The following is a 21,363-nucleotide window of genomic DNA, read 5'->3' as shown; positions in this document are numbered from 1 at the left end:
AATAGACTCCACAAGTATCTCTGTAAAAAAGATTCATCCATTTAAACTTGTTTAAAAACAAATCGGCTAGTCCTAGACTACATGTCTTAAGTATCCCTTGTAATCCATTGATTTTTTCTAATTCTATACAGTATCTAAAGAATGTAACTTTACCCTTACTCTATGATATAAGTTCCAATTTCTGCCATAGCAGCATTATTGGAACCATCATGTGAAGCTTTAGCTATAAACTTAAAATATCGAAAGGATTTTTCTGTGCTAAGTTCTATGAGTTGCTGACTGGTATTCTTTTGCAGAACAAAATCGCCCAGGCTCTCCCAGTTAGTATTGTCATCACTAATTTGAATTTCCAAATCCTGAACTGTTCTGGAAAGACTTTGCCTTTGAGTGAAACTAAAACCATTTACAGTATTAGATTGTCCCATATCAACAGTAATTTGATGCGGAGCTGTCGCAGAACAACCTCCTGACCAACAAGAATGCCAGTAAGTGTCCACATCTCCATCAAGAACATCTGCAGCCCGGCCTGTTTCTCCTTCTCCTCCTTGGTCTTCCTGAGTACTATAATCTATAACCGACCACCCCGCTCTATCCAGTATTGTTTGGGTTTTAATGGCAGGAATTTCTAATTTAGAAAAATCTATAGCAGGTGCTGTTCCATTAGCTGTTCTCGAAAAAGAGGTATTGGGTGTTTCATTATCACTGAAAAAGCCACAATTTCTTAAATAAAAATGATCACCTTCTTTTCCTCCATCATAATCTAATCTTACCCCTTGACTTCCTGTATTATCAGTTGTAAATGTAGCATTAGTCATTTCGCTCCAGTTCCCTTGTGTATCATACACCCATTGGTTGGTATAATCCACTTGACGGGTCTCATCCCCCATTGTGGTATTGAAATTCTCTAAAAACGAATGCAATCTTGTAAGATGTTGGCCAGTAGGGAAAGGTCTTCTAAAACTGGCAATCAGTTTCCAGTCGCCAATTTCAGGCGCAAAGAAATAAGCTGTATAATCAATCGAATTGGTAGCATTGGATTCACCTTTTAATAAAAACTTATAGGTTGTTCCAGGTTTCCAATCATAAACCAAATAACTCTGTGCTCCCGAGCCTTCTCCACCAAACTCTCCTACGGTTACGCCTGTTCCATAGCCAAGAGGTTCAACGGTATACTCTGCAGGAATCTGATTTGGATCTTGTGTATCGTATGCACTCCAAACAGAAAATAAGATACGTCTTTCGGTTTCTGAATTGACTTGCATACCAAAATAACCGGATGAAAAACCATTGGCCATAAAATATGAACCGATTGGATCTTTTCCTACAGGTACGGTCAACTCATTGTAGAACCATGTAATGTTTTTATTTGCTGGCTCTTCATAGTTTAAGTGAACAGAAGGTCCTCTTCTTCCCCAATAAAACCATTCCGAATCCACATAACTTATATTAGACTTCCAAGACGAATCCCCTAATAAGATATCAGAGATATCCCCAAATGAACTTCCACCATTGCTCACACCTTCCAATTCAATAAATTGATACCCGGTTTGATTAATTGTAAAGGTGCCTATATTATAGTCTTTAAAGGTATTTCCCTTATCAAAAGTAATCTCTTGCGTTTCCTCTCCAAGCGATATTTTTAGCGTGCTGGCTACGCCAAAATTGGCACGAATCCCCACTTGGATCGTTCCAGTAGTTTTAGCATAAAAATAGGTGCGAATTTTATCACTTGAATTCGTCCAGTTTTTTATACCTCCTGATACAATCGTATTCCCGGTAGCTGCAGGATTCGTAACAACCCAACTATTTCCTTCACATGGAACTGAGATTGACAAATCGTAAATTACGGGTTTATCTTTTTTTACACTTTCTTCTTCGAGTAGAGTTTCTTCCTTACTGCAAGAACAGAAGAATAACGAAGCAGATAGAAGTGTTAATATGCCTAATTTGGTAATTTTCATGACGAAAAAATTTAATTAACAACTGATTGTTATTTTGCTTAGTTTTTGTCAGGTTTTCTAATAACTAATAAGTTCAAAACCTAAAAAAATACCTCAGGGCAAGCCCCGAGGTATCAAAAGGAGTTTACCAGGTAAACAAATATAGTTCCCCCCCAGAGATCGGGGGAGGGGGAACCACATTCTTACTATTCCACTGGATTAAGGATTTTGCACCAAATTTGGCTGTGCCAAAATCTGAGCTTCCGGAATAAAATCAACTACACGAGGGCTTGTTGCAGGAACTGTTAGTAAAGGATTTGCTCCTCTATCATGTGTTCCTGGGTACCTGCGATCTAATGTTAAACCATTTCTGAAAATATCATAACGACGATGAGCTTCATAAGCAAGTTCCAATCGACGTTCGTCAAGCACAATTTCCAACAAAGTTTTACCAGCAGGAACTGCATCGTAGGTATCAATATTTGCACGATCTCTGATAACATTAATATCTTCTAACGCACCCGATGTGTTTCCAGTTTTAGCACGTGCTTCAGCACGATTCAAATACATCTCTGCCAAACGTGAAATAACTGGCGAGAACAATTGTGGTTGACCTTCTTGGTTTGAACATTTTATTACAAAATATTTAGGATACCCTTGTCTTACAGGCATTTTCTTAGTTAACCTCACATAAGTTTTTCCACTGATATTCTCACCTTCTGTAATGAAATATTTCGTGTTCCCATTTACTATTTCACTTGAAACAGTCTTTGTTCCATTGTAATCATATTCCCAAGTGCCACCATTATTTGTAACAGCATACATTTGAAACATTTTAGAACCAACCGGTGATGCTTTATCGTAAGAGTAAGTAATCTCATACTCGTCACCATCTTCATATTGAGGGTCAATGAATTTATGTCTTCTATCTGAAGGATTTTGATCAAGTAAATCTCTATATGACTCTGAAGCATACATTTCACCCCAGCCTACACCATCAATTGTAGCATACATACCACCAAAAGCATACCAGCCATAATCATCTTCATCTTTTAATGCTCTACACGCAAATATAATCTCAGAATTCTTTTCTGGTACCATAGTTGGGAAAGTTTCATAATCTGAGCCAGTTAACAATGAAAAATTCTTTGAATCAATTACTTTAGTTGCATATTCTTCTGCTTTTACATTATCTTCCATATATAAATATACTCTAGACAATAAAGCATTGGCAGCTTGCTCTGATGCATAAATATTATATTCTGCATCAATTCTCTTAAATTCACTCATCAGTTCGGCTGCTTTTAACAAATCAGCCAAAATCTGATCGTAAACCTCCTTAACTGTTGCGCGAGGAGGCAAATTATCTGCGTCAGGTTCAGCATCTAAAATAATTGGAACCCCTAGATTTGACGTTGGGTCTTGAGTATAAGGTCGGCCCCAGATATTTACTAAATTAAAATAAAAGAAAGCACGTAAATAATGCATTTCACCAATAACGTGATTCAAACGAGGCGTACCTGTTTCTGCTTTATCGATTACTTTATTCGCATTTACAATCCCTTTATAGCAACCAGACCACAAACTATTCAGATGTCCATTGGTTGGCGTGTGCTGGTAATTGTACATGTAAAATAATGGATCGGTAGTAGAACCACTTAATGCAACATTGTCACCTCCAAATTCGCCATGAAAATGGTAAGGACGCATAAATTCATTCTTTTTCAATAGTGCGTAAGTACCTAAAGCTGCCGCTTCGATACCTAATTCGTCCGCAAATACTTTATCATCTGACAAGTCCTGAAATGGTTCTCTTTCGATATCACAAGAGCTTATAGAAAGCGCTAATAGAATCGCAATAAAAGAATATATATTTTTCATTTTTATCTTTTTAAACATTAATAATCATTACTTATTAAAAATTTATTTTTACGCCTGCCATAATTTTCTTGGATAGAGGATATAATGCACCTGTCTCTGGATCCATACCTGACCAGTTTGTTAGTGTAATCAAGTTATCACCACTTACGTAAACTGAAGCATTAGAAATCTTAAGCAGGTTTAATACACTTTCAGGAAGGTTATATGCCAAGGTTACATTACGTAAACGGATATAACTAGCATCTTCTAAATAGCGTGATGAATTTTTATTGGCATTAACCCCACCATTAAATGATTTTGGATGAGTCGCAACATCTCCTGGCTTTTCCCAACGATTCCAACCATCATGCATATTCATACTATTAAAAGAGGCATAAGAGCCATCACTGTCAAACAATTCTCTATTACTATTGTATTTGTAAATATCCTCAACAAAACTAATATTTGCCGATAAAGTGAAATCATCGAAAGTAAATTTATTAAGGATACCTCCAGTATAAGTTGGAGTACCTTTGGTACCGGTAAATTGCAAGGTTGCTTCAGCATAATCAGAAGTTAAACTAACTGTTTTGGTACCATCTTCATTTTCCGTAACTTTTTCCCAAAGTGGTTCACCGTTAGCTGGATTTGCTCCGTACCATATACGTTGATATTGCGCATCCATATCATGACCTTTTTCGATTCTGGTATTACCACGTGTATAAGCTTTATCTTCGTATATTTCCTCAACCCTATTTTTATTGTAGGCAAGATTCAAGGTCATATCCCACTTAAATCTGGAAGTTTTAATAATTTCAGGTGAAATTGTTAGCTCATATCCTTTATTGGTAACGCGTCCAACATTCATCCATAGGCCATTATATCCAGTTAAAGCAGGAAGTGGTACATAAGTTAACAAGTTGTCACTATTTTTATAGTACAGGTCTAAGTTGATGCTAACACGGTCGAATAATCTTGTATTAATCGCTGTATTGTAGCTGGTTACCTTTTCCCAACTAATATCAGGATTCCCTTTTTGATAAGGTGTAGCAGCACTACTTCCATTATACTGATCTACAAAAGCGTAGTACCCAAGATATTGAAATCCTCCTGGAGCATTACCTACCTGCCCCATACTAGCAGACCATTTTAATGTGTTTAACCATTCTACTCCTTTCAGGAATTCTTCGCTATGTGCATTCCAACCCAAACTAGCTGACCAGAAGTTACCATATTGTTTGTTAGGACCGAAGCTACTTGATCCTTGTCTGCTAAATGAAGCGGTAGCCAAGTATCGATCATCATAGGCATATTGTAAATTCACAAGCATACTCTGTTTTGCACTTTCCCATTTTGCTCCACCTACACTAGCCGCTTCAGCTGTAGTATTAAGTGCGGTAAGACCTGCAGCAATACCCTTACCTTTAGCGTTGGCGTTGTCTGAATGATAATCCGAATATTCCCAAGCAACAAACGCATTCAGCACATTCAGACCAATAGTCTTATTAAAACGAAGCATTTGGTTGGTAAAACGAGTACGGCTAAAACTATAACTCTCATATAAAGTTCCTTTATCCGCCTGTCCTCCTATAGAACGAGGATCTGTATACGATTCATAGTGACCATTATTAAGAGCAATGTTATTCATGGAAGAAAAAGTCAACCAGTCATTAATTTTATAATCAAAGCCGATATTTGCACGAAGATTGTTGCTGCGTGAATTACCATAGTTGTATTGCAAATCATATAGGTAGTTATTTTCATCTCTACCATACCAAACTTTATCATTTGCACTTAGATATTCTTTTCCGCTATCCACTCTTGGATCTAAAACAGTACCATCAGGCAAGTAAGCTTCATCCCATGGCATGTAAGTAAACATTGCATAAGTAGAATGCTGCTGATCTTCAGTTGTACTATAATCACCAGATAAATTTAGCTTTATCTTCAGGCGATCTGTTGCATTAATGTCAAGGTTTGCAATAGCCGAATAACGTTCATATTCATACCCTTTTAAAGCACCTGTCTCATTATAATAAGTACCAGATAAATAAGCAGTCATTTTTTCATTTCCACCAGAATAATTCACATTATATTCTTGAGCTTTTCCTGTTTGGGTACCTATTTTCATCCAGTCAGTATCAGTATTTAATACATCCTCAGTTATATCAGGATTCCATGTTTTTTGATAATCATATAATTCCTGAGAATTCATCAAGGAGAAATTCCCTGTGTTAAATGTTGTGAATCCATAAGTGGCATTGACATTTATCTTGGACTCACCTTTTTTCGCTCTCTTGGTTTGCAATAAAATCACTCCATTTGCAGCCAAAGATCCATACAAGGCTGTTGCTGAAGCATCTTTCAGCACAGTCATACTTTCTATATCTGCAGGACTAAATCCAGGATCAGAATTACCCATGATAACACCATCAACTACCCAAAGAGGAGATGTTGTTCCTGACAAAGAGCCTTTTCCACGTATTGTAATCTCTGTACCAGCACCAGGTCGTCCACTTCCGGCAGATGAGTATACACCAGCAACTTTTCCTTGAAGCATAGAAGCTACATCCGACACAAAAACATCTTTTAGGTCATCACTATCCAGCGCTACTGCTGAACCTGTTAAGTTTGATTTTTTTGTTGTACCGTATGCCACAACTATCACCTCATCCAAATCACTTGTTGAAGTATTCAAATTAACATTAATTGTAGACCTGCCATTAACTGGCACTTCTACTGACTCATAACCAATAAATGAAAAAACCAAAACAGCATTAACTTGTTCTATTTCCAATGTATAATCACCATCAAGGTTAGTTGAAGCTCCTTGAGTTGTCCCCTTAACAATGATACTAACTCCCGGTAACGATTCCTTAGTCTCTGCATCTAATACTTTTCCTCTTACTTCCAAAGATTGAGCACTAGCAATAGCTGTGAAAAACAGCATGAAAATAAACAAGCCTATCGTCTTTTGAATGCCCGTAGTATTGCTCCTTATTCTATTTTTTATATTATTTCGATAAAAATCGATTTGTTGCAAATATTTCATAATTATTATCTTAAAATCTTTATTAGATAATTAAACTATTATCCTTATTGTTCTCACTTGTTTTAAATCAACTTCCTATTAATAAGGTAGCATCCCGTTTTCAAAAACTTTTAGCTCAGCCATACATGTAGAACTAGAGCCAGGTGTTTTTGTATCAATAATTCTAATTCTAAAATATTTAGAAGCGTAATTCTTGTCAAATGAAACATTATTCCACTCTGGGTTTAGAGCAACATTGTCTAATCTATCCGAAGTCCATATAGTTGTGTAAGTGGTGCCATCCGAACTTGTTTGAACATCGAATTGAGCCGGGTTATTACCTCTTGCGTGCTGGTCTCTTGTTGCAAATTCAAATCCTCCGATATTTTTAGCTTCGGCAAATGTAATTTCGATGTAGTGAGGCAGAGGAGCTGCACCTTCTGCATAGTCAGAATGCCAATATGTATTCAGATCACCATCAACTACATTTTCCTTAGGTCCTTCCCAAGCAGATTGTGTAAAAACTTCAATCATATCCGCTGTTAGGGTATGATAAATTTTTCCCGCTTTAGAAGTAAAAGAAATAGTTTCTCCATAAGCCGTACCTGCTGCATTCGATGCATAAGCTCTGGCTTTATAAGCCGTTTTAATAGATAATCCCTCTAGAGTAACTGAATAATCCCAATCAGTTTCTAAAATACCATCTGGGGTGAATTCACCAGCTTCTGTAAAATTATCTTCTATCGTTGGCTCTGCATCTCCAGCAGCCCAACAAATTCCCATAGCAAGAATTTTTGATCCTCCGTTTGATGTAACAATTCCGCTCACAACAGCATCCTCTCCTGTTATGTCAGTAACTTCTCCTGTGCTTGTCTCAGGTAAACTTACCGTTTCATCATCCTCACAGCCAGTAAAAGAAATTGCAACCATCATAAATAATAAAAATGAAATCCGATTAAGATTCACTTTTAAAAATTTCCGATAATTACTACTTTCATTCTTTGTTGTTTTCATAAAAAAATTAGGTTTTATGGTTATTAAAATGACTCTCCCCTATTTGATATCTATGGTAACATTTAAATATTAACATTTACATACTTAAAAGATTCAAGTCTTAATATTTCTTGATTATTCGGTAACTGTAATAACTAATAATTGAATAACAAGAACCTATGCAGTTCGTCATACACAACTAAGTTTTCTGCACATTTTCTTCATGTCTTTCATTAGCATTTTTCTCCTAGATCAGCTATTAATTGTTTTTTCGTTTGGCTGATGCCTTTAGCTAACAATCACGATTTAGACATTAATCAATCCAAATTTGAAAAATGCTTGTTTGTTTATGGGGTAAATATTCCGCGATTGGGTGGAGATTTTAGAATATCCATCGTTTGCATTTTTTTTCATTATAAATACCAAGCTGTTTAAACCGATGTAAACACCCCATTTAAAAGGTGTTGTAGGAGGATTAAGGACTTAGTATACCATGAAGCAAAAAATCAATATTTCCACCTGATCATGGATTGGTGGACGTTTTAAGCAAATACGAGTGTTTTTTCAGCATTTACTTATTATTTAAGCAACTGCACTATTATAAATTCCATTTTAAATGTACCTTGTAATACTTTTAAAAAAGTCTGTTAAAAAGTGTGCAACATAGCTTGACAGGCTTTATTTGGATACGTATTTTTGGTGATTCCTGAAGAACGAGAAAGATTGACTATGTGCCTAATCAATAAATACAATTCTAGCATTTTAGTATTGGTGTTGCTCTTAACATCAATTGCTTCATTCGCCGACGAGACTGCCAACTTTATTCATCTGGAAGCGAAGTACAATGGACAACAAACCAATGCCATTAATGTTGTTGAAGATTCGAAAGGATATCTTTTTATCGAATCATATGATGGTCTTTTAAAATATGATGGATATGATTTCAAACTTATTCCTCAATCCAAAATATTTAGTCAAAAGGCACATTCAAGTTCCCTACTTAAATTATTAAAGCAAAAAAATCAAACCATTTGGGCCATATCCCGCAAAGGCGATATCTCAAAATTATTGCCATCAGGTAAATTTCAAGAGTATACCTCTGTAATAAATAATCCTAACGAAGATTTTCAGCTAGAATCAACAAATATTAGCGATACAATAATTTGGATGGGATCAAACAATGGAATGGTTATTGGTCAATCAACCAGAACAAAAAAAATAATCAAATTCAATATTCAATCTAACGAAAATATTACGTCCATTTCTCAGGATAACAGAAATACCATTTGGTTTGGGACACATAAAGGACGAATATTTAAAGGCAATATTAGAACTAAAGATTTGCAAGAAATCAAAGGCCCTTTTAATAATCCCTTTAACACAATTGTACTAAGTACCGATAACTACAATAATCTATGGATTGGCACGGAATTACATGGTTTATTTCACTATGATACAAAGACCAATAAATATGAGGACTACAAAGAAAAGGACTTAAAACTTAACTTTGTTCCTTCCAATATGATTATTCGGGTTTTTAAGGATAGCAATGGTTTAATTTGGATGGGAACCGATGGTGGCGGACTTTATAAAATTGATCCTAAAACCAAACAGGTAAAACGCTATACGCAACAAAAAACCAACCCTTTCTCTTTGCAAAGCAAAACAGTAATTGGAGTTGGTGAGACCAATAACAAAGACATTTGGGTGTTTACCAATTATGGTAATATTAATATCATTGCTCATGAATCGAATACCGTTGGCTATCATTGCGGTAGCATAGATGGATCGCCAACCCGAATTTTGTCGGTACTTAAAGCTAAAAATGGAAATTTATGGTTGGGGACTGATGGAGAAGGATTAAGCAGAATCGATGCCAATGGAGATGCTACTCACCAGTACATTGCAAACACGAGTTCTTCCAAAGGAATTCCTGGAAACTATATCCAAGCCATTGCTGAGGATAAGAATGGAAATTTATGGGTAGGAACCTATTTAAATGGTTTAGCTTTTTTTAATAAAAACACCAACAAATTTATCCGAATAAAAACTGCTAACCAATATGGACAAGTTGGAACTGATGTTCGCTCCATATACATCGATAAAAAAGATAGGGTTTGGATAGGGAGTAACATTGGAATCTTTGTTTTTAATGACAAACAGCAACAAATCGCTTATTTCCAGTATAACAATCAGGATTTACAAGGAAGTATTGCAGAATTCTTTATTGAAGATGAAATTGGACAATTCTGGATTGGAATGTTGAATGGCGGCATTTGTTTAATGGACGAGTCCGCAAATCTACAAAACTCAAGATTCATCACTTACAAATTATCACCCTCAAACAATATAACAGAAAGCAGTGTTCTGCATGGCGTATCCAATCAATCTGGATTCTTGTACTTGATTAACGGCTACTCAAAATTGGTACCGTTCGATATTCGCAAAAAAGAAGTGGTAGCTATTACAGGTTTTTCTTCTGACCAAATACATGGTTGCGATGCAATTATTTCAAGCGACAAGGATAACATTTGGCTTTCAAAGAACAATGGGATTTCACACCTTGATTTACAATCGAGTGAAGAATATTTTTACACATGGAAAAATGGCATTATTAAAGGCAAATTCCTTACCGGAAGTGCATTTAAAGATTCAAAAGGGATCATTTACTTTGGTGGAATTGAGGGAGTCAATTACTTCAATCCGAACGACATGCGGACACAGAAAAAAGACTTAAACCTATACATCAATCATCTCGAGATTGTAAACAGAAATGCAGAAGAAATCATTCCGGAACAAGTTGTTAATGGAATCGAGCAAACCAAAAAATTACAACTCAATTACAAACAAACTTCGTTCTCGTTCAAGTTTTCGGTAATTGATGATCACCTGGGGCCAAACTATACTTATGCTTATCGCCTAAAGGGATTTAATGACAATTGGATAACAACAAGGGAAAACAGAGTAGCCACCTATACAAATATTCCTTATGGGGACTATACTTTTGAAGTAAAAGCTGGGACAAAACTTAACGATTGGAACATCTCTGCCAAATCAATTGACATCGAAATTCTTCCTCCATTCTGGAAAAGATGGTGGGCATACACCATTTATTTTCTCCTACTTTTTGTAATCAGTTTTTTCATTATCAGGTATTACATTATGTGGGTAAAACTAAAGCAAAAACTATTGGTAGAAGAGCTTCAGAATGAAAAGAACAAAGAACTTTATGCAATGAAAATGAATTTCTTCGCTAAAATGTCGCACGAAATTCAAACCCCATTGACACTAATACTGTCTCCAATTGATAATATGATTGAACGAGCGGAAGGAAATCTACTGCTATCACAACGCTTACAAGTAATTAAAAACAATGCAACTCGCCTTTCGAGAATAGCCATGGAGTTAATGACCATTCGAAACAAAGAAATGGGAAAACTTAAAATTCGGGCTAGTGAAAACAATGTAGTAAACCATTTAAATAAAGTTGCTCTATCCTTTATGGAACAGGCGCGTTTTAAGCACATTGATTTAATTCTGGAATGCAAATCGAAGAAAGTCATGCTTTGGTACGATTATCAAAAACTGGAGCACATTATTTATAACCTATTGGCCAATGCCTTTAAGTTTACACCACGCGATGGAAAAATCACACTTGAAATTAAAGAGGAAATCAACAGTAACAAAGTTTATATAAAAGTTATTGATACTGGAATTGGAATTCCAAAGCATGATTTGGAGAATATCTTTAATCTGTTCTATCAATCGAAAGATGGCAAAAGCATAGGAGGAACGGGCATTGGTTTAGCACTTACCAAGGAGCTTATTCTACTACACAAAGGTGAAATAAAAGTAGAATCTGAAATTCACAAAGGAACCATATTCACCATTGCATTGCCCATGGGAAATGAACATTTCAGTAAGGAAGAAATCATCATTCAAGATATTGTCCAAACTAAAGTTGAAGAGACAAAAAGTATTACTAAACCTAAAGAAGAACAGGTCGAACCATCCATTGATGAAAATAAAAGAAACTTGTTAATTGTTGAAGATAATTTTGAAATGCTACTATTTTTGGAGGATAGTTTTAAACCTCATTATAATGTAATTACTGCCCAAAATGGTCAGGAAGCATTGGATAAAGCAACTTCTCTTATACCTGATATTATCCTTAGTGATGTAATGATGCCAATTATGGATGGCGTTACACTTTGCAAACATTTAAAAGAAAAAAGAAGTACCAGACATATTCCAATTATTTTGCTTACAACTAAAAATGCAACCGCATCAAAATTGGAAGGATTACAATTTGGTGCAATAGAATACCTTAACAAGCCTTTTAATATTAAAGAGCTATTGCTTAAAGTGAATAACATTTTGGAAGCTCAACAAAGATTAATTGAGCAATACAGGGCAGAAATATTAACTGAAAGTAAAGAAATTGAAGTTAAATCACCAGATGAAAAGTTTATTGAATCAGTAATTATGGAAATGGAACGAAATTTCGATAATCCTGATTTTCGTCTTGAAGATTTGGCCGAACCATTAAACATGAGTTACTCAAATATCTACAGAAAATTTCAAGCACTTACCGATAAAACTTTGGTTGACTTCATGCGAACTTTCCGTTTAAAAAAGGCAATTCCTTTGCTTGTAAAACACAACTTCACCATTTCCGAAATTGCATTTCAGATTGGCTTTAACGATCCCAAATATTTTTCGAAGTGCTTTAAAAAAGAGTATGGTGTAACTCCAAAACAATACAAGCAACAAAACAATTCAACAACTGACAATATCATTGAAAATTAGCAATGACAATATTTAAAAGATACAAATTCCTTCTCTTTTTTCTAACTGCTTTTCTTTTTGCGTTTGTATTTACAGCAAGCCTAAAAGGAATCGATAAGTACACTTCAAATGATCAGTACTGCATTTCGTGTCATGTTCATACCCATGCGGATAACAGCTGGAAACAGGCAAGTCATTACAATAACAAAAGTGGTGTAGTGGTACACTGTGTTGACTGTCATCTTCCTCCAAAAGATCATATGAATTATTGGCCCGAAAAAATCAAAGCCGCATCTAAAGATTTGTATTCTTTTTACTTTACCGATCACTCAAAAATCGATTGGGAAGAAAAATCGAAATTAAAACATGCCAAGAATTACACATACAATGAATCGTGTATCAACTGTCATGAGAATTTGTTTCCTCTTCATCTTTCAAAAGAGGGTGACAAGGCGCATCTATATTACAAAAACAATAAAGATAAACTGGATTGTATCAACTGTCATTTAGATGTAGGACATGGAGGCAAGAAAATGCACAAGCCCAACATAGCATTCCTGCAAAAAGATAAAATAACTGAAGTATATAAAAAGGCCACAAACATTTCAAACTTTGAGGATTTTACCGAACAAATTCCTGGTTCAGATGTATCATTTGAAATGGTTGCCATTCCAAAACCAGACACGATTGCTCCATTCTTTATGGGCAAAATTGAAGTATCGTGGAATGAGTACAAAACATTCCTTGAGGAAACAGAATCGGAAGGTAGAATTATTGAAAATAAAGAAGATGTTGATGCCATTAGCGGAGCAACTCCACCTTTTGGCGATCCATCGCAAGGTTGGGGAATGGGTACCAGACCTGCCATTACCATGACATGGCATGCTGCTCACACTTATTGCAAATGGCTTTCGCAAAAAACCGGCAAAGCTTATCGCTTGCCTACAAAAGAAGAATGGATTCATGCCTGTAAAGCCAACAGCACGGAAGATTTTTTCTTCGGAGGCAAAGTAAAAGATTATAAAAACAGAAAGTTCCCTATGAACCTATTCCGATCTCCCGATGAAAAAATCAATGAATATGTGATCTGGTCGGAGAACGGCAATGAAAGAACAGCTCCCCCAAATCAGGTAAAACCCAATCCTTTTGGGCTAATCAACATGCTAGGCAACGTTAAGGAATTTTGCTCTGATGAGATCCATATCAATGGCACAACAGAACATGTTGTTATGGGGGGATCCTTTAATAGTAAAATTGAAGATCTGCTATACCATAAAGTCGATCATACACAGCATGAGGCCTGGATGATCACAGATCCACAAATTCCAAAAAGCATTTGGTGGTATTCAGATTGTACCGATGTTGGATTCAGAGTAGTTTATGAATTTCCTTTAAAACAAAGCAAGAGACATGAATAAATCATACGAACAAAGTCGCAGAAAATTTATCCGTAATGCCGCAGCTGCAGGTATAATTGGTGCTGTTGGTTTCAATAGCCTTTTCACATCTTGCAATAATGGCGCACAAAGAGAATATGATTTTCCACCTATGCTGCCAACCGCCCCTGATGGTCCACTTTTAAAAGCTGGAGTTGTTGGCTGTGGATATCGTGGAACGGGTGCCGCCCTTAACTTTTTAAATGCAGGCCCCAATCTGGAAATTGCAGCCTTGGCAGATGTTTTTCAGGATCGTGTTGATGCATGCCGAAACCAAATAAAGGAAAAGAAAGGTGTTGATGTATCACCTGACAAATGCTTTGTTGGTATCGATTCGTTTGAAAAACTGATGGAATGCGACTTAGATGTAGTGATTTTAGCAACTCCCCCTCACTTTAGACCTCAACATTTCGAGGCTTGTGTTAAGGCAAAAAAACATGTATTCATGGAAAAGCCTATCGCAGTTGATCCAGTTGGCGTTCGATCGGTAATGGTTTCGGCGGAAAAAGCTAAAATGCTTGGTCTATCGGTTGTAACTGGTACAATCAAACGTCATCAGCAAGACTATATAGAAACCTTTAAGCAAGTAAATAAAGGCGCAATTGGAGAGATTGTCTCAGCAAATAGTTATTACAATGTTGGGAAACTTTGGCATCGAAACCCAAGAGCCGATTGGTCGGAGTTGGAAAATATGATTCGCAATTGGGTAAACTGGTGCTGGCTTTCGGGCGATCACATCGTGGAACAGCATGTTCACAACCTTGACACGGTAAATTGGTTTGTTGGCAAACACCCTGAAAAAGCACTGGGTTTTGGAGCCCGCCACCAACGAATAACAGGCGATCAGTACGACATGTTTAGTGTGGATTTTGTTTACGACAAGAACATTCATTATCACAGCATGTGCCGACAAATTAACGATTGTTCCAATTCAGTTTCCGATCGAATTCAAGGAAGCAAAGGATTCACCAATTGCGAGAATACCATTTTTGATTTAAATGGATCCATAAAATGGACTTTCGAATATCCTAAAAAAGGCACAGGCAAAAACATCAGCCGATTACAAACCAATCCGTTCGATCAGGAGCATATCGATTTGGTAACTTCTATTCGAACCAACCAGGCAATTAACGAAGCATTTCAAATTGCAGAATCTACCCTAACAGGAATTATGGGAAGAGTTTCGGCCTATACAGGCAAGGAGGTTACCTGGGATGAGATGATGAATTCTGATTTGTATTTGGGTCCAAAAACCTATGCAATTGGCCCTGTAGATATCCCAAAAGAAGTTCCTAAACCTGGAAAAGCTCCTTCGAATTAAAATTCTAAACTCCTTAGTCCCTGATTACATATCAGGGACAGCAACAAAAACATCTGAAATAGACTTATGTTTTTAGCAGACTTATAGCCTCTTTAAAGCAATCTCTTTCTGTTTCCAAGCGATCAATGGTCTTTTCCATCTCTTTAATTTTCTGTTGCAAACCTGCTATTTCTTTGTTCTTTTCTTCCACCGTAGGATTATAAGCTTTACCATCAAGATGATTGGCAATTTCCTGGAAAAGGTTGATGTCAAGTGCAAGGCAGATTGTCCAAAGTCGATCTACCTGCATGGTTGATCGTTCCAATAGCTGAAATAATGATACGGAGCTGATATTTAACTTACGAGCCATTGAACTAAGAGAAATTTTCTGCTTTTTTAGCTCATCCTTAATCCTCTTCTGAAGATTAATGGGTATTCTTTCCTGATCGATTTTCATTTCTTATTTGTTTTATTAGTAAAAAATCATAGATCATGAATATTATACTACTATGAATAAGTAATTTACGATATTTTTCTTGTTTTTTACTCCATTAGTCTAGTTTTGTAAATAAATTTTCTTGTTTTTAATATCATATTATCAGCCTTACACTACTAATATTGTATTTTTTACATATATTTATTAGTTCTTAACATTAATTATATTGTTTTATACTATTCTTTTGTATTAGTTTACTAAATTGAATAAGGTATATAAAAGAAAAAACCCAAAGGTCAGATGAACATCCTCACTTTGGGTTTAAAAATTATATTTTGAAACAAGCTATTCTTTAATTTCCGTTGGTTTATCGTCTGACCAAGGAACCAACTTCGATTGATAGTAATTGATATCCTGAAGCTCGAATCTTGTTTTTTGTTTTCCCAATCGAACTTTGTACTCATCCCACGAATTGTCTTTGTCTGGCGACCAACCCAATTCAGCATAGCCCAATAAACGAGGGAAAATCAAATATTCGATGTCATCCATTGTTTCGATGGTTTCGGCCCAAAGAGGAGCTTCTATACCGATAATATCCTCTTTGTAGATTCCTTCCACATTTCCTTCCAAAGTCCAATTGTAAGCCTTATCCACCTCAAGGTATCCTGCCCAATGCAATCCTAGTGGCGAGATGGAGTCATACTGCATATCCATATAAGCACGAGTTGCCGGCGACATTAGTATTTTAACATCCTGCTTAACGGCTTTTAAAGCGTTTTTAGGCTTGGTTTGCCAGAACTGTGCAACAGCATTTTTATCAAGCTCAGCAGCGGCAATATCAGCCCATCCCAATACTTTTTTATTGTGGGCAAGTACAATCTTCTGAACCCTCTCTATAAATTTGATATAGTCATCCTTTTTGGTTGCATTCGACTCATCGCCTCCAATATGAATGTATTCACCTGGAGTTAGGGTTGCTAATTCACGAATTACGTCATCAATAAATTTGTAAGTAATTTCTTTATTGGTTGCAAGTGTACTAAAACCAACACGTGTTCCAGTATATGCATTTCGAGCCTTTCCATCAGCATTCAATTCTGCATAAGAAGCCAAAGCAGCATTGGTATGTCCTGGCATATCAATCTCCGGAACAATGGTAATAAATCGATCTGCTGCATACTGCACAATCTCTTTGTATTGTTCTTGCGTGTAAAAACCGCCTTCTCCTCCACCTACTTCTGTTTTTCCACCAATTTCGGTCAGCTTAGGCCACGATTTTATTTCAATTCTCCATCCCTGATCGTCTGTCAAATGCAAATGCAATACATTCATTTTATAGGCTGCCAAGTAATCGATGTATTGCTTTACTTCATCAACATCGAAGAAATGACGAACCACATCCAACATGGCACCGCGATATCCATATTGTGGATAATCTTCGATGGTTCCGCTTGCAATTAACCAAGGTCCTTCTTGCTTCTCCTTGGCTTCAATTTTAGCTGGCAACAACTGACGAATGGTCTGAATTCCTCTATACAATCCTTCTGCCTTATAAGCTTGTAAAGAAATTTTACGTGCATCAATTGCCAAATTGTATCCTTCTTTGCCTAACTTTTCAAATTTATCATCAAGAATTAAGGATATGCCTCGGCTTCCCAGTGGCGTTTTCAATTCTTTTATTTTGGGTTGAAATCCTGTTGCAGGTGCAATCAGTTCCACCAAATGACTTGCAATTTTCTTTGCTTCCTCATTTCCTGTTTGGATATGAATTTGAGTATGCTTAGTCCATTCAAAAGAACTTCCTGTTGCTTCCAATTTTACGGGTTTCGGAATCAAGTTTTCTTTCGCTAAATCCATTGGAACCGGCTCTTTACAAGATGTGAATACTAAAGCAATAAAAAGTACAAATAGTAAAGGTTTTAGTTTAGTCATCGTTGTGTATTTTGATTGTTTTTTGTTGATTCAAATCATGATACGATCTTCTCATCGTTCCAAATTAAGGCTGCTGCTCCTAATATTGCAGCATCATCGCCCAATTGAGAAGGCAACAACTTCACTTTGTCCTTGTATAAGAACAACATATTCTCATCCATAGCTTCTTTCACCGGATCGAATAGCAAGTCACCTGCCTTGGCCAAACCTCCAAATAAGAAAATAGCCTCTGGAGCTGTAACTGATGCCACATTGGCCAAAGCTTCCCCAAGCATTTTTCCGGTGTATTTAAATGTTTCCAATGCTACAGAATCACCTTCATTAGCCGCTTCGGCAACCATTTTAGCATTCAAATTATTAAAAGGAACATCACGCAATGAACTTTCTCCTAAATGCTTTGCCAATAATTTGTATACAGATCTTTTTACTCCTGTTGCTGATACGTAAGTTTCCAAACATCCTTTTCTACCACAAGCACAATCTCTACCTCCCGGACGAACAATGATATGTCCTACTTCTCCGGCAAAACCTTCATATCCATATAGCAAATCACCATTAACAACAATTCCACTACCCAGGCCTGTTCCCAGAGTAATAACCATGAAATCAGACATATTTTTGGCACCACCAAAAATTCTTTCTCCTAATGCAGCAGCATTAGCATCATTGGTAACTTTTACCGGAACATTTAATTTCTCATTTACCATTTTTGCAATTGGCAGTGTACCTTTCCATCTTAGATTAGCAGCATTCTCGATTGTTCCGGTTCTATAACTACCATTCGGAGCCCCTATACCAACACCAACAATACTCACTTCCGTTTCAGCTTTCTCAAGCGAAGATTTTATCTCTGCAATCAAATCCTCAATATAATCTTCAAAATGCTCCTTTGTTTGGGTTGGAATATTTCCCTCAGCTATAGTATTCCCCTTAGAGTCAATACATCCAAATACTGTATTTGTCCCACCAATGTCGATTCCAATTGCTATTTCTGTCATTGTGTTATTTATATTTTCTTTCGGCCAATGGGCCAATTAATTATTCCAGGCAAAGAACTCCAAAAGTTGAAGGAATGTGAAAGTCTGGCTGCTCTAAATTTGTTTCACCCAGAAAATCCACTTAAAACCTGCCTCAATATTTTCGTCTGGTAAATTTGTGCAAAATCCACGATACAATCCAGTTTCGATTCAATTTTCTTTTACCCAAAAACATCTTTCAATGAATAAGAACCTGTTACTCGAATTAGATATTGGTTCCTAATAAAAAAAAATGGACCGAAGGGCCTAAACCCTCCGATCCTATGGTATTTGTGTGTGGTACTAAAACGGATTTTCTTCTACAGCTTTTTCCAAATCTTTAGCCATTGTAACAAACTCCTCGGCGGTCATTTCTTTCATGTAAACCAATCCATGAGTTGCTCTTACCAATGGGTGATCATTTTCGTAGAAGAAGTTTTTACCCAACAAGAGTTGAATTTGCTTTAACTGCTGTACCCAAACTTTTTGAGTCAGCTCATTAAACTTGCCATCGTACTCATAACTTGGGAAAGATGCATTTACCTGACTCATGTAACATTCGGTAAATGAATTCTCCAATACATCAAGAGCATTTAAGGATACCGGTACAATATAATCGGCATCTGCCGGATGATACTTGAACCAAACATTTCTGTATCCAATAATTCTCAATTTAGAAAGATCCTCTTCTTCTCCCCACTCCTTAACAGCTCCTGCAATTGCTTGCAATACTTTGTAGTGAGTATCAGGACCACTTCCTTCCGGATCCATAGCCAAACTGATGGTAGTTGGCTTGTACTTTCTAAACTCTTCCAATACTGGAAGCATATCTCTATTCTTTTCAGGAAGTTCAGTAAAAATATCTCCCTTGTAGAAACCTAAACGCAAGTGGTGAACATTGTTTACTGGAACACCAAAGTGACCCCATACCAATTCTTCTTCGAACTCACGAACCATACCCTTCATTTTCTGAACCTCTGGTGAATTCTTTCCTCCATCATAAGCACTTTCCAGCTCGCCAATTACACTTGCAATTACTTTATTTAAATGGAACTTATCCTGTACTTTCCAGATTCCTACTATCGATCTGATCACACGGTGACACAAACCTCTACGTTTGCCATTCTCGTTACGCTCAGCAACTGAATTCAAGAAGTGAGAAACGTCTTTGTCCCATTTTTTACTATATCCTACTTCAAAGAAATCAGGATATTCCAACATCTGAACCTGACCTTTTGCAATAAATTCCTGACACTCTTTTAAAACGCCAATAATAAATCCATTGGTTACCGCTGTAAAACCAGAAGTCAATACCGAAAAATGAATTTCGTTACTAGCCGAACGCATCTGACGGTTGGTGTAAGGCATAATTCCCAACATGATATCATCATGATGTGGTCCTGTATGATAGATCACCTCATCATTATCAGCTTTCATTCCTTTTTCAAGCTTATTTTGGATAGCATCGATAACAAACTGTACCGTATCCTCACTTAAATTAGGAATCTGGCTGGTATATGGATCAGCTTTTAAATCTTCAAGCGTTAGGTGATGTCCATATTTGTTAAGCTTCTGACACAAATCAATTACTGCTTTCTCAGTTTTTGTTTGTGTCCACTCACCCTCTTTGTAGTACTGATTTACAAAATCGGTAAGCTTACATGCAGCGCCAGTAGTCAAGTAAAAACGACTGTTTTTCTGACGTTGAAGTACAGAAGCAGGATAAACAGCATCAGGCTTAGTTTCCAATGAACCTTTTACAATATCTGCCTTAGCTTCACCCGCTGCAAAAATAATTGAAACAGCATCTTTATCGTGAGTAATTGTATCCAAACCAATGGTAATAACCAATCGGTTTCTCGATACTTCAATTCCCCCCAAATCACCAGCAGCAACTGCCTGTGTTTCGAAGTTGGTTTTGGTCAATCGAGTAGTTGAATAATGATCCGAACCACGCGTATTGAAGGCAATGTGACCATCAGGACCAATTCCTCCCAGGAAGAAACCAATTCCACCTTTTTCACGAATCTTCTGCTCGTATTGTGTACACCAATTGTCAATCATGAAGATTGAATCTTGCTGCATTTTCTCTACTTCACTTGTTGCTTCACGGTAACGAAGCGACAAATCGATATTGTAATCCGGGAATACCTCAAGGAATGATTTGTTATCAACCAAAGGAATTTCCTCTGAATTAATTAACAATGCATTCTCTTCCTTCAATCCAAATCCTTCGATGTAATATTTCATCACATAGTTGTAAAAGCTATTGTGCTGACGAGGATCAATCGGATAAAACTCATCGATTTGAACAAATTGTAATCCACTCAAATCAGGCTTAGCCATTTCGCCTAAACCGTATTGTGAACGAATTTCAATTCCTTTCTCATTGTCCCAGTTTTCTAACAAAAACTGCGTGTATTTGATAAAATATTCAGGAGTTTTACCCGTAGGCAAACTAATTACTCCATTAGGGTTTTGCTCCGCCCATTCTAAAAAGCGCAGCGAGGTCATCAATCCTAATTTTGGGAAATTATCAACCGTAACATATGGAATTTTGGTTGTTATTTCCTGCATTCCTGATAATTCATAGAATGCTTGCTCTACTCTTGATTCAAATCTTTTTTCCAT

The 21,363-nt window shown here is 36.6% G+C and carries 11 protein-coding genes; 3 read left to right on the top strand and 8 right to left on the bottom strand.

The genetic code is table 11. The features are described from left to right. Positions 1-155: 155 nt before the first annotated feature. The 4 genes from M0051_RS05565 to M0051_RS05550 all read right to left on the bottom strand — a co-directional run bounded on the left by M0051_RS05565 (position 156) and on the right by M0051_RS05550 (position 7,845). A complete protein-coding gene (locus tag M0051_RS05565; protein WP_306740566.1) occupies positions 156-1,961 on the bottom strand; it encodes a DUF3472 domain-containing protein in 1,806 nt (601 codons plus the stop codon). A gap of 198 nt (positions 1,962-2,159) precedes the next feature. After that, positions 2,160-3,821, bottom strand: coding sequence for a RagB/SusD family nutrient uptake outer membrane protein (locus M0051_RS05560; RefSeq protein WP_306740565.1), 1,662 nt, complete (start codon positions 3,819-3,821; stop codon positions 2,160-2,162). Positions 3,822-3,855: 34 nt separating this feature from the next. Further along, positions 3,856-6,852 (bottom strand): SusC/RagA family TonB-linked outer membrane protein, encoded by a 2,997-nt coding sequence (locus M0051_RS05555; RefSeq protein ID WP_306740564.1) that lies wholly within the window; start codon positions 6,850-6,852, stop codon positions 3,856-3,858. A gap of 78 nt (positions 6,853-6,930) precedes the next feature. Then, positions 6,931-7,845, bottom strand: a complete 915-nt coding sequence (locus tag M0051_RS05550; RefSeq protein WP_306740563.1) for a discoidin domain-containing protein — start codon at positions 7,843-7,845, stop codon at positions 6,931-6,933. 708 nt (positions 7,846-8,553) lie between these two features. On the opposite strand from M0051_RS05550, the gene M0051_RS05545 reads away from it, so the two are divergent. From M0051_RS05545 to M0051_RS05535, 3 genes are read left to right on the top strand one after another with little or no spacing between them, the layout of a single operon-like run. Next, positions 8,554-12,633 (top strand): ATP-binding protein, encoded by a 4,080-nt coding sequence (locus M0051_RS05545; RefSeq protein WP_306740562.1) that lies wholly within the window; start codon positions 8,554-8,556, stop codon positions 12,631-12,633. A 2-nt stretch (positions 12,634-12,635) separates the two neighbouring features. After that, positions 12,636-14,030, top strand: coding sequence for a NapC/NirT family cytochrome c (locus tag M0051_RS05540; RefSeq protein ID WP_306740561.1), 1,395 nt, complete (start codon positions 12,636-12,638; stop codon positions 14,028-14,030). Then, positions 14,023-15,369, top strand: a complete 1,347-nt coding sequence (locus tag M0051_RS05535) for a Gfo/Idh/MocA family protein (protein WP_306740560.1) — start codon at positions 14,023-14,025, stop codon at positions 15,367-15,369. The genes M0051_RS05540 and M0051_RS05535 overlap by 8 nt, the downstream gene beginning before the upstream one ends. A gap of 64 nt (positions 15,370-15,433) precedes the next feature. Here the strand turns inward: M0051_RS05535 and M0051_RS05530 are convergent, their stop codons facing one another. From M0051_RS05530 to M0051_RS05515, 4 genes are all read right to left on the bottom strand, one after another. Further along, positions 15,434-15,805 carry a helix-turn-helix domain-containing protein gene (locus M0051_RS05530; protein ID WP_306740559.1) on the bottom strand — a complete coding sequence of 124 codons (372 nt, stop codon included), beginning with the start codon at positions 15,803-15,805 and terminating at the stop codon, positions 15,434-15,436. 324 nt (positions 15,806-16,129) lie between these two features. After that, positions 16,130-17,716 (bottom strand): beta-N-acetylhexosaminidase, encoded by a 1,587-nt coding sequence (locus M0051_RS05525; RefSeq protein ID WP_306740558.1) that lies wholly within the window; start codon positions 17,714-17,716, stop codon positions 16,130-16,132. A gap of 35 nt (positions 17,717-17,751) precedes the next feature. Continuing rightward, the gene (locus M0051_RS05520; protein ID WP_306740557.1) at positions 17,752-18,714 is read right to left on the bottom strand and encodes an ROK family protein; all 963 of its coding nucleotides are present in this window, start codon (positions 18,712-18,714) and stop codon (positions 17,752-17,754) included. A gap of 321 nt (positions 18,715-19,035) precedes the next feature. Further along, the gene (locus M0051_RS05515; protein WP_306740556.1) at positions 19,036-21,363 is read right to left on the bottom strand and encodes a glucosamine-6-phosphate isomerase; all 2,328 of its coding nucleotides are present in this window, start codon (positions 21,361-21,363) and stop codon (positions 19,036-19,038) included.

The organism is Marinifilum sp. D714 (assembly GCF_030851345.1).
Classification (GTDB): domain Bacteria; phylum Bacteroidota; class Bacteroidia; order Bacteroidales; family Marinifilaceae; genus Marinifilum.
This window is presented reverse-complemented; position numbering and strand designations above follow the sequence as displayed.

Bases quoted from the DNA above. Each gene is read 5' to 3' on its own strand.
- M0051_RS05560 (WP_306740565.1), bottom strand. From the start codon at position 3,821: ATGAAAAATATATATTCTTTTATTGCGATTCTATTAGCGCTTTCTATA.
- M0051_RS05515 (WP_306740556.1), bottom strand. From the start codon at position 21,363: ATGGAAAAAAGATTTGAATCAAGAGTAGAGCAAGCATTCTATGAATTA.
- M0051_RS05540 (WP_306740561.1), top strand. From the start codon at position 12,636: ATGACAATATTTAAAAGATACAAATTCCTTCTCTTTTTTCTAACTGCT.
- M0051_RS05555 (WP_306740564.1), bottom strand. From the start codon at position 6,852: ATGAAATATTTGCAACAAATCGATTTTTATCGAAATAATATAAAAAAT.
- M0051_RS05565 (WP_306740566.1), bottom strand. From the start codon at position 1,961: ATGAAAATTACCAAATTAGGCATATTAACACTTCTATCTGCTTCGTTA.
- M0051_RS05535 (WP_306740560.1), top strand. From the start codon at position 14,023: ATGAATAAATCATACGAACAAAGTCGCAGAAAATTTATCCGTAATGCC.
- M0051_RS05545 (WP_306740562.1), top strand. From the start codon at position 8,554: ATGTGCCTAATCAATAAATACAATTCTAGCATTTTAGTATTGGTGTTG.
- M0051_RS05530 (WP_306740559.1), bottom strand. From the start codon at position 15,805: ATGAAAATCGATCAGGAAAGAATACCCATTAATCTTCAGAAGAGGATT.
- M0051_RS05520 (WP_306740557.1), bottom strand. From the start codon at position 18,714: ATGACAGAAATAGCAATTGGAATCGACATTGGTGGGACAAATACAGTA.
- M0051_RS05550 (WP_306740563.1), bottom strand. From the start codon at position 7,845: ATGAAAACAACAAAGAATGAAAGTAGTAATTATCGGAAATTTTTAAAA.
- M0051_RS05525 (WP_306740558.1), bottom strand. From the start codon at position 17,716: ATGACTAAACTAAAACCTTTACTATTTGTACTTTTTATTGCTTTAGTA.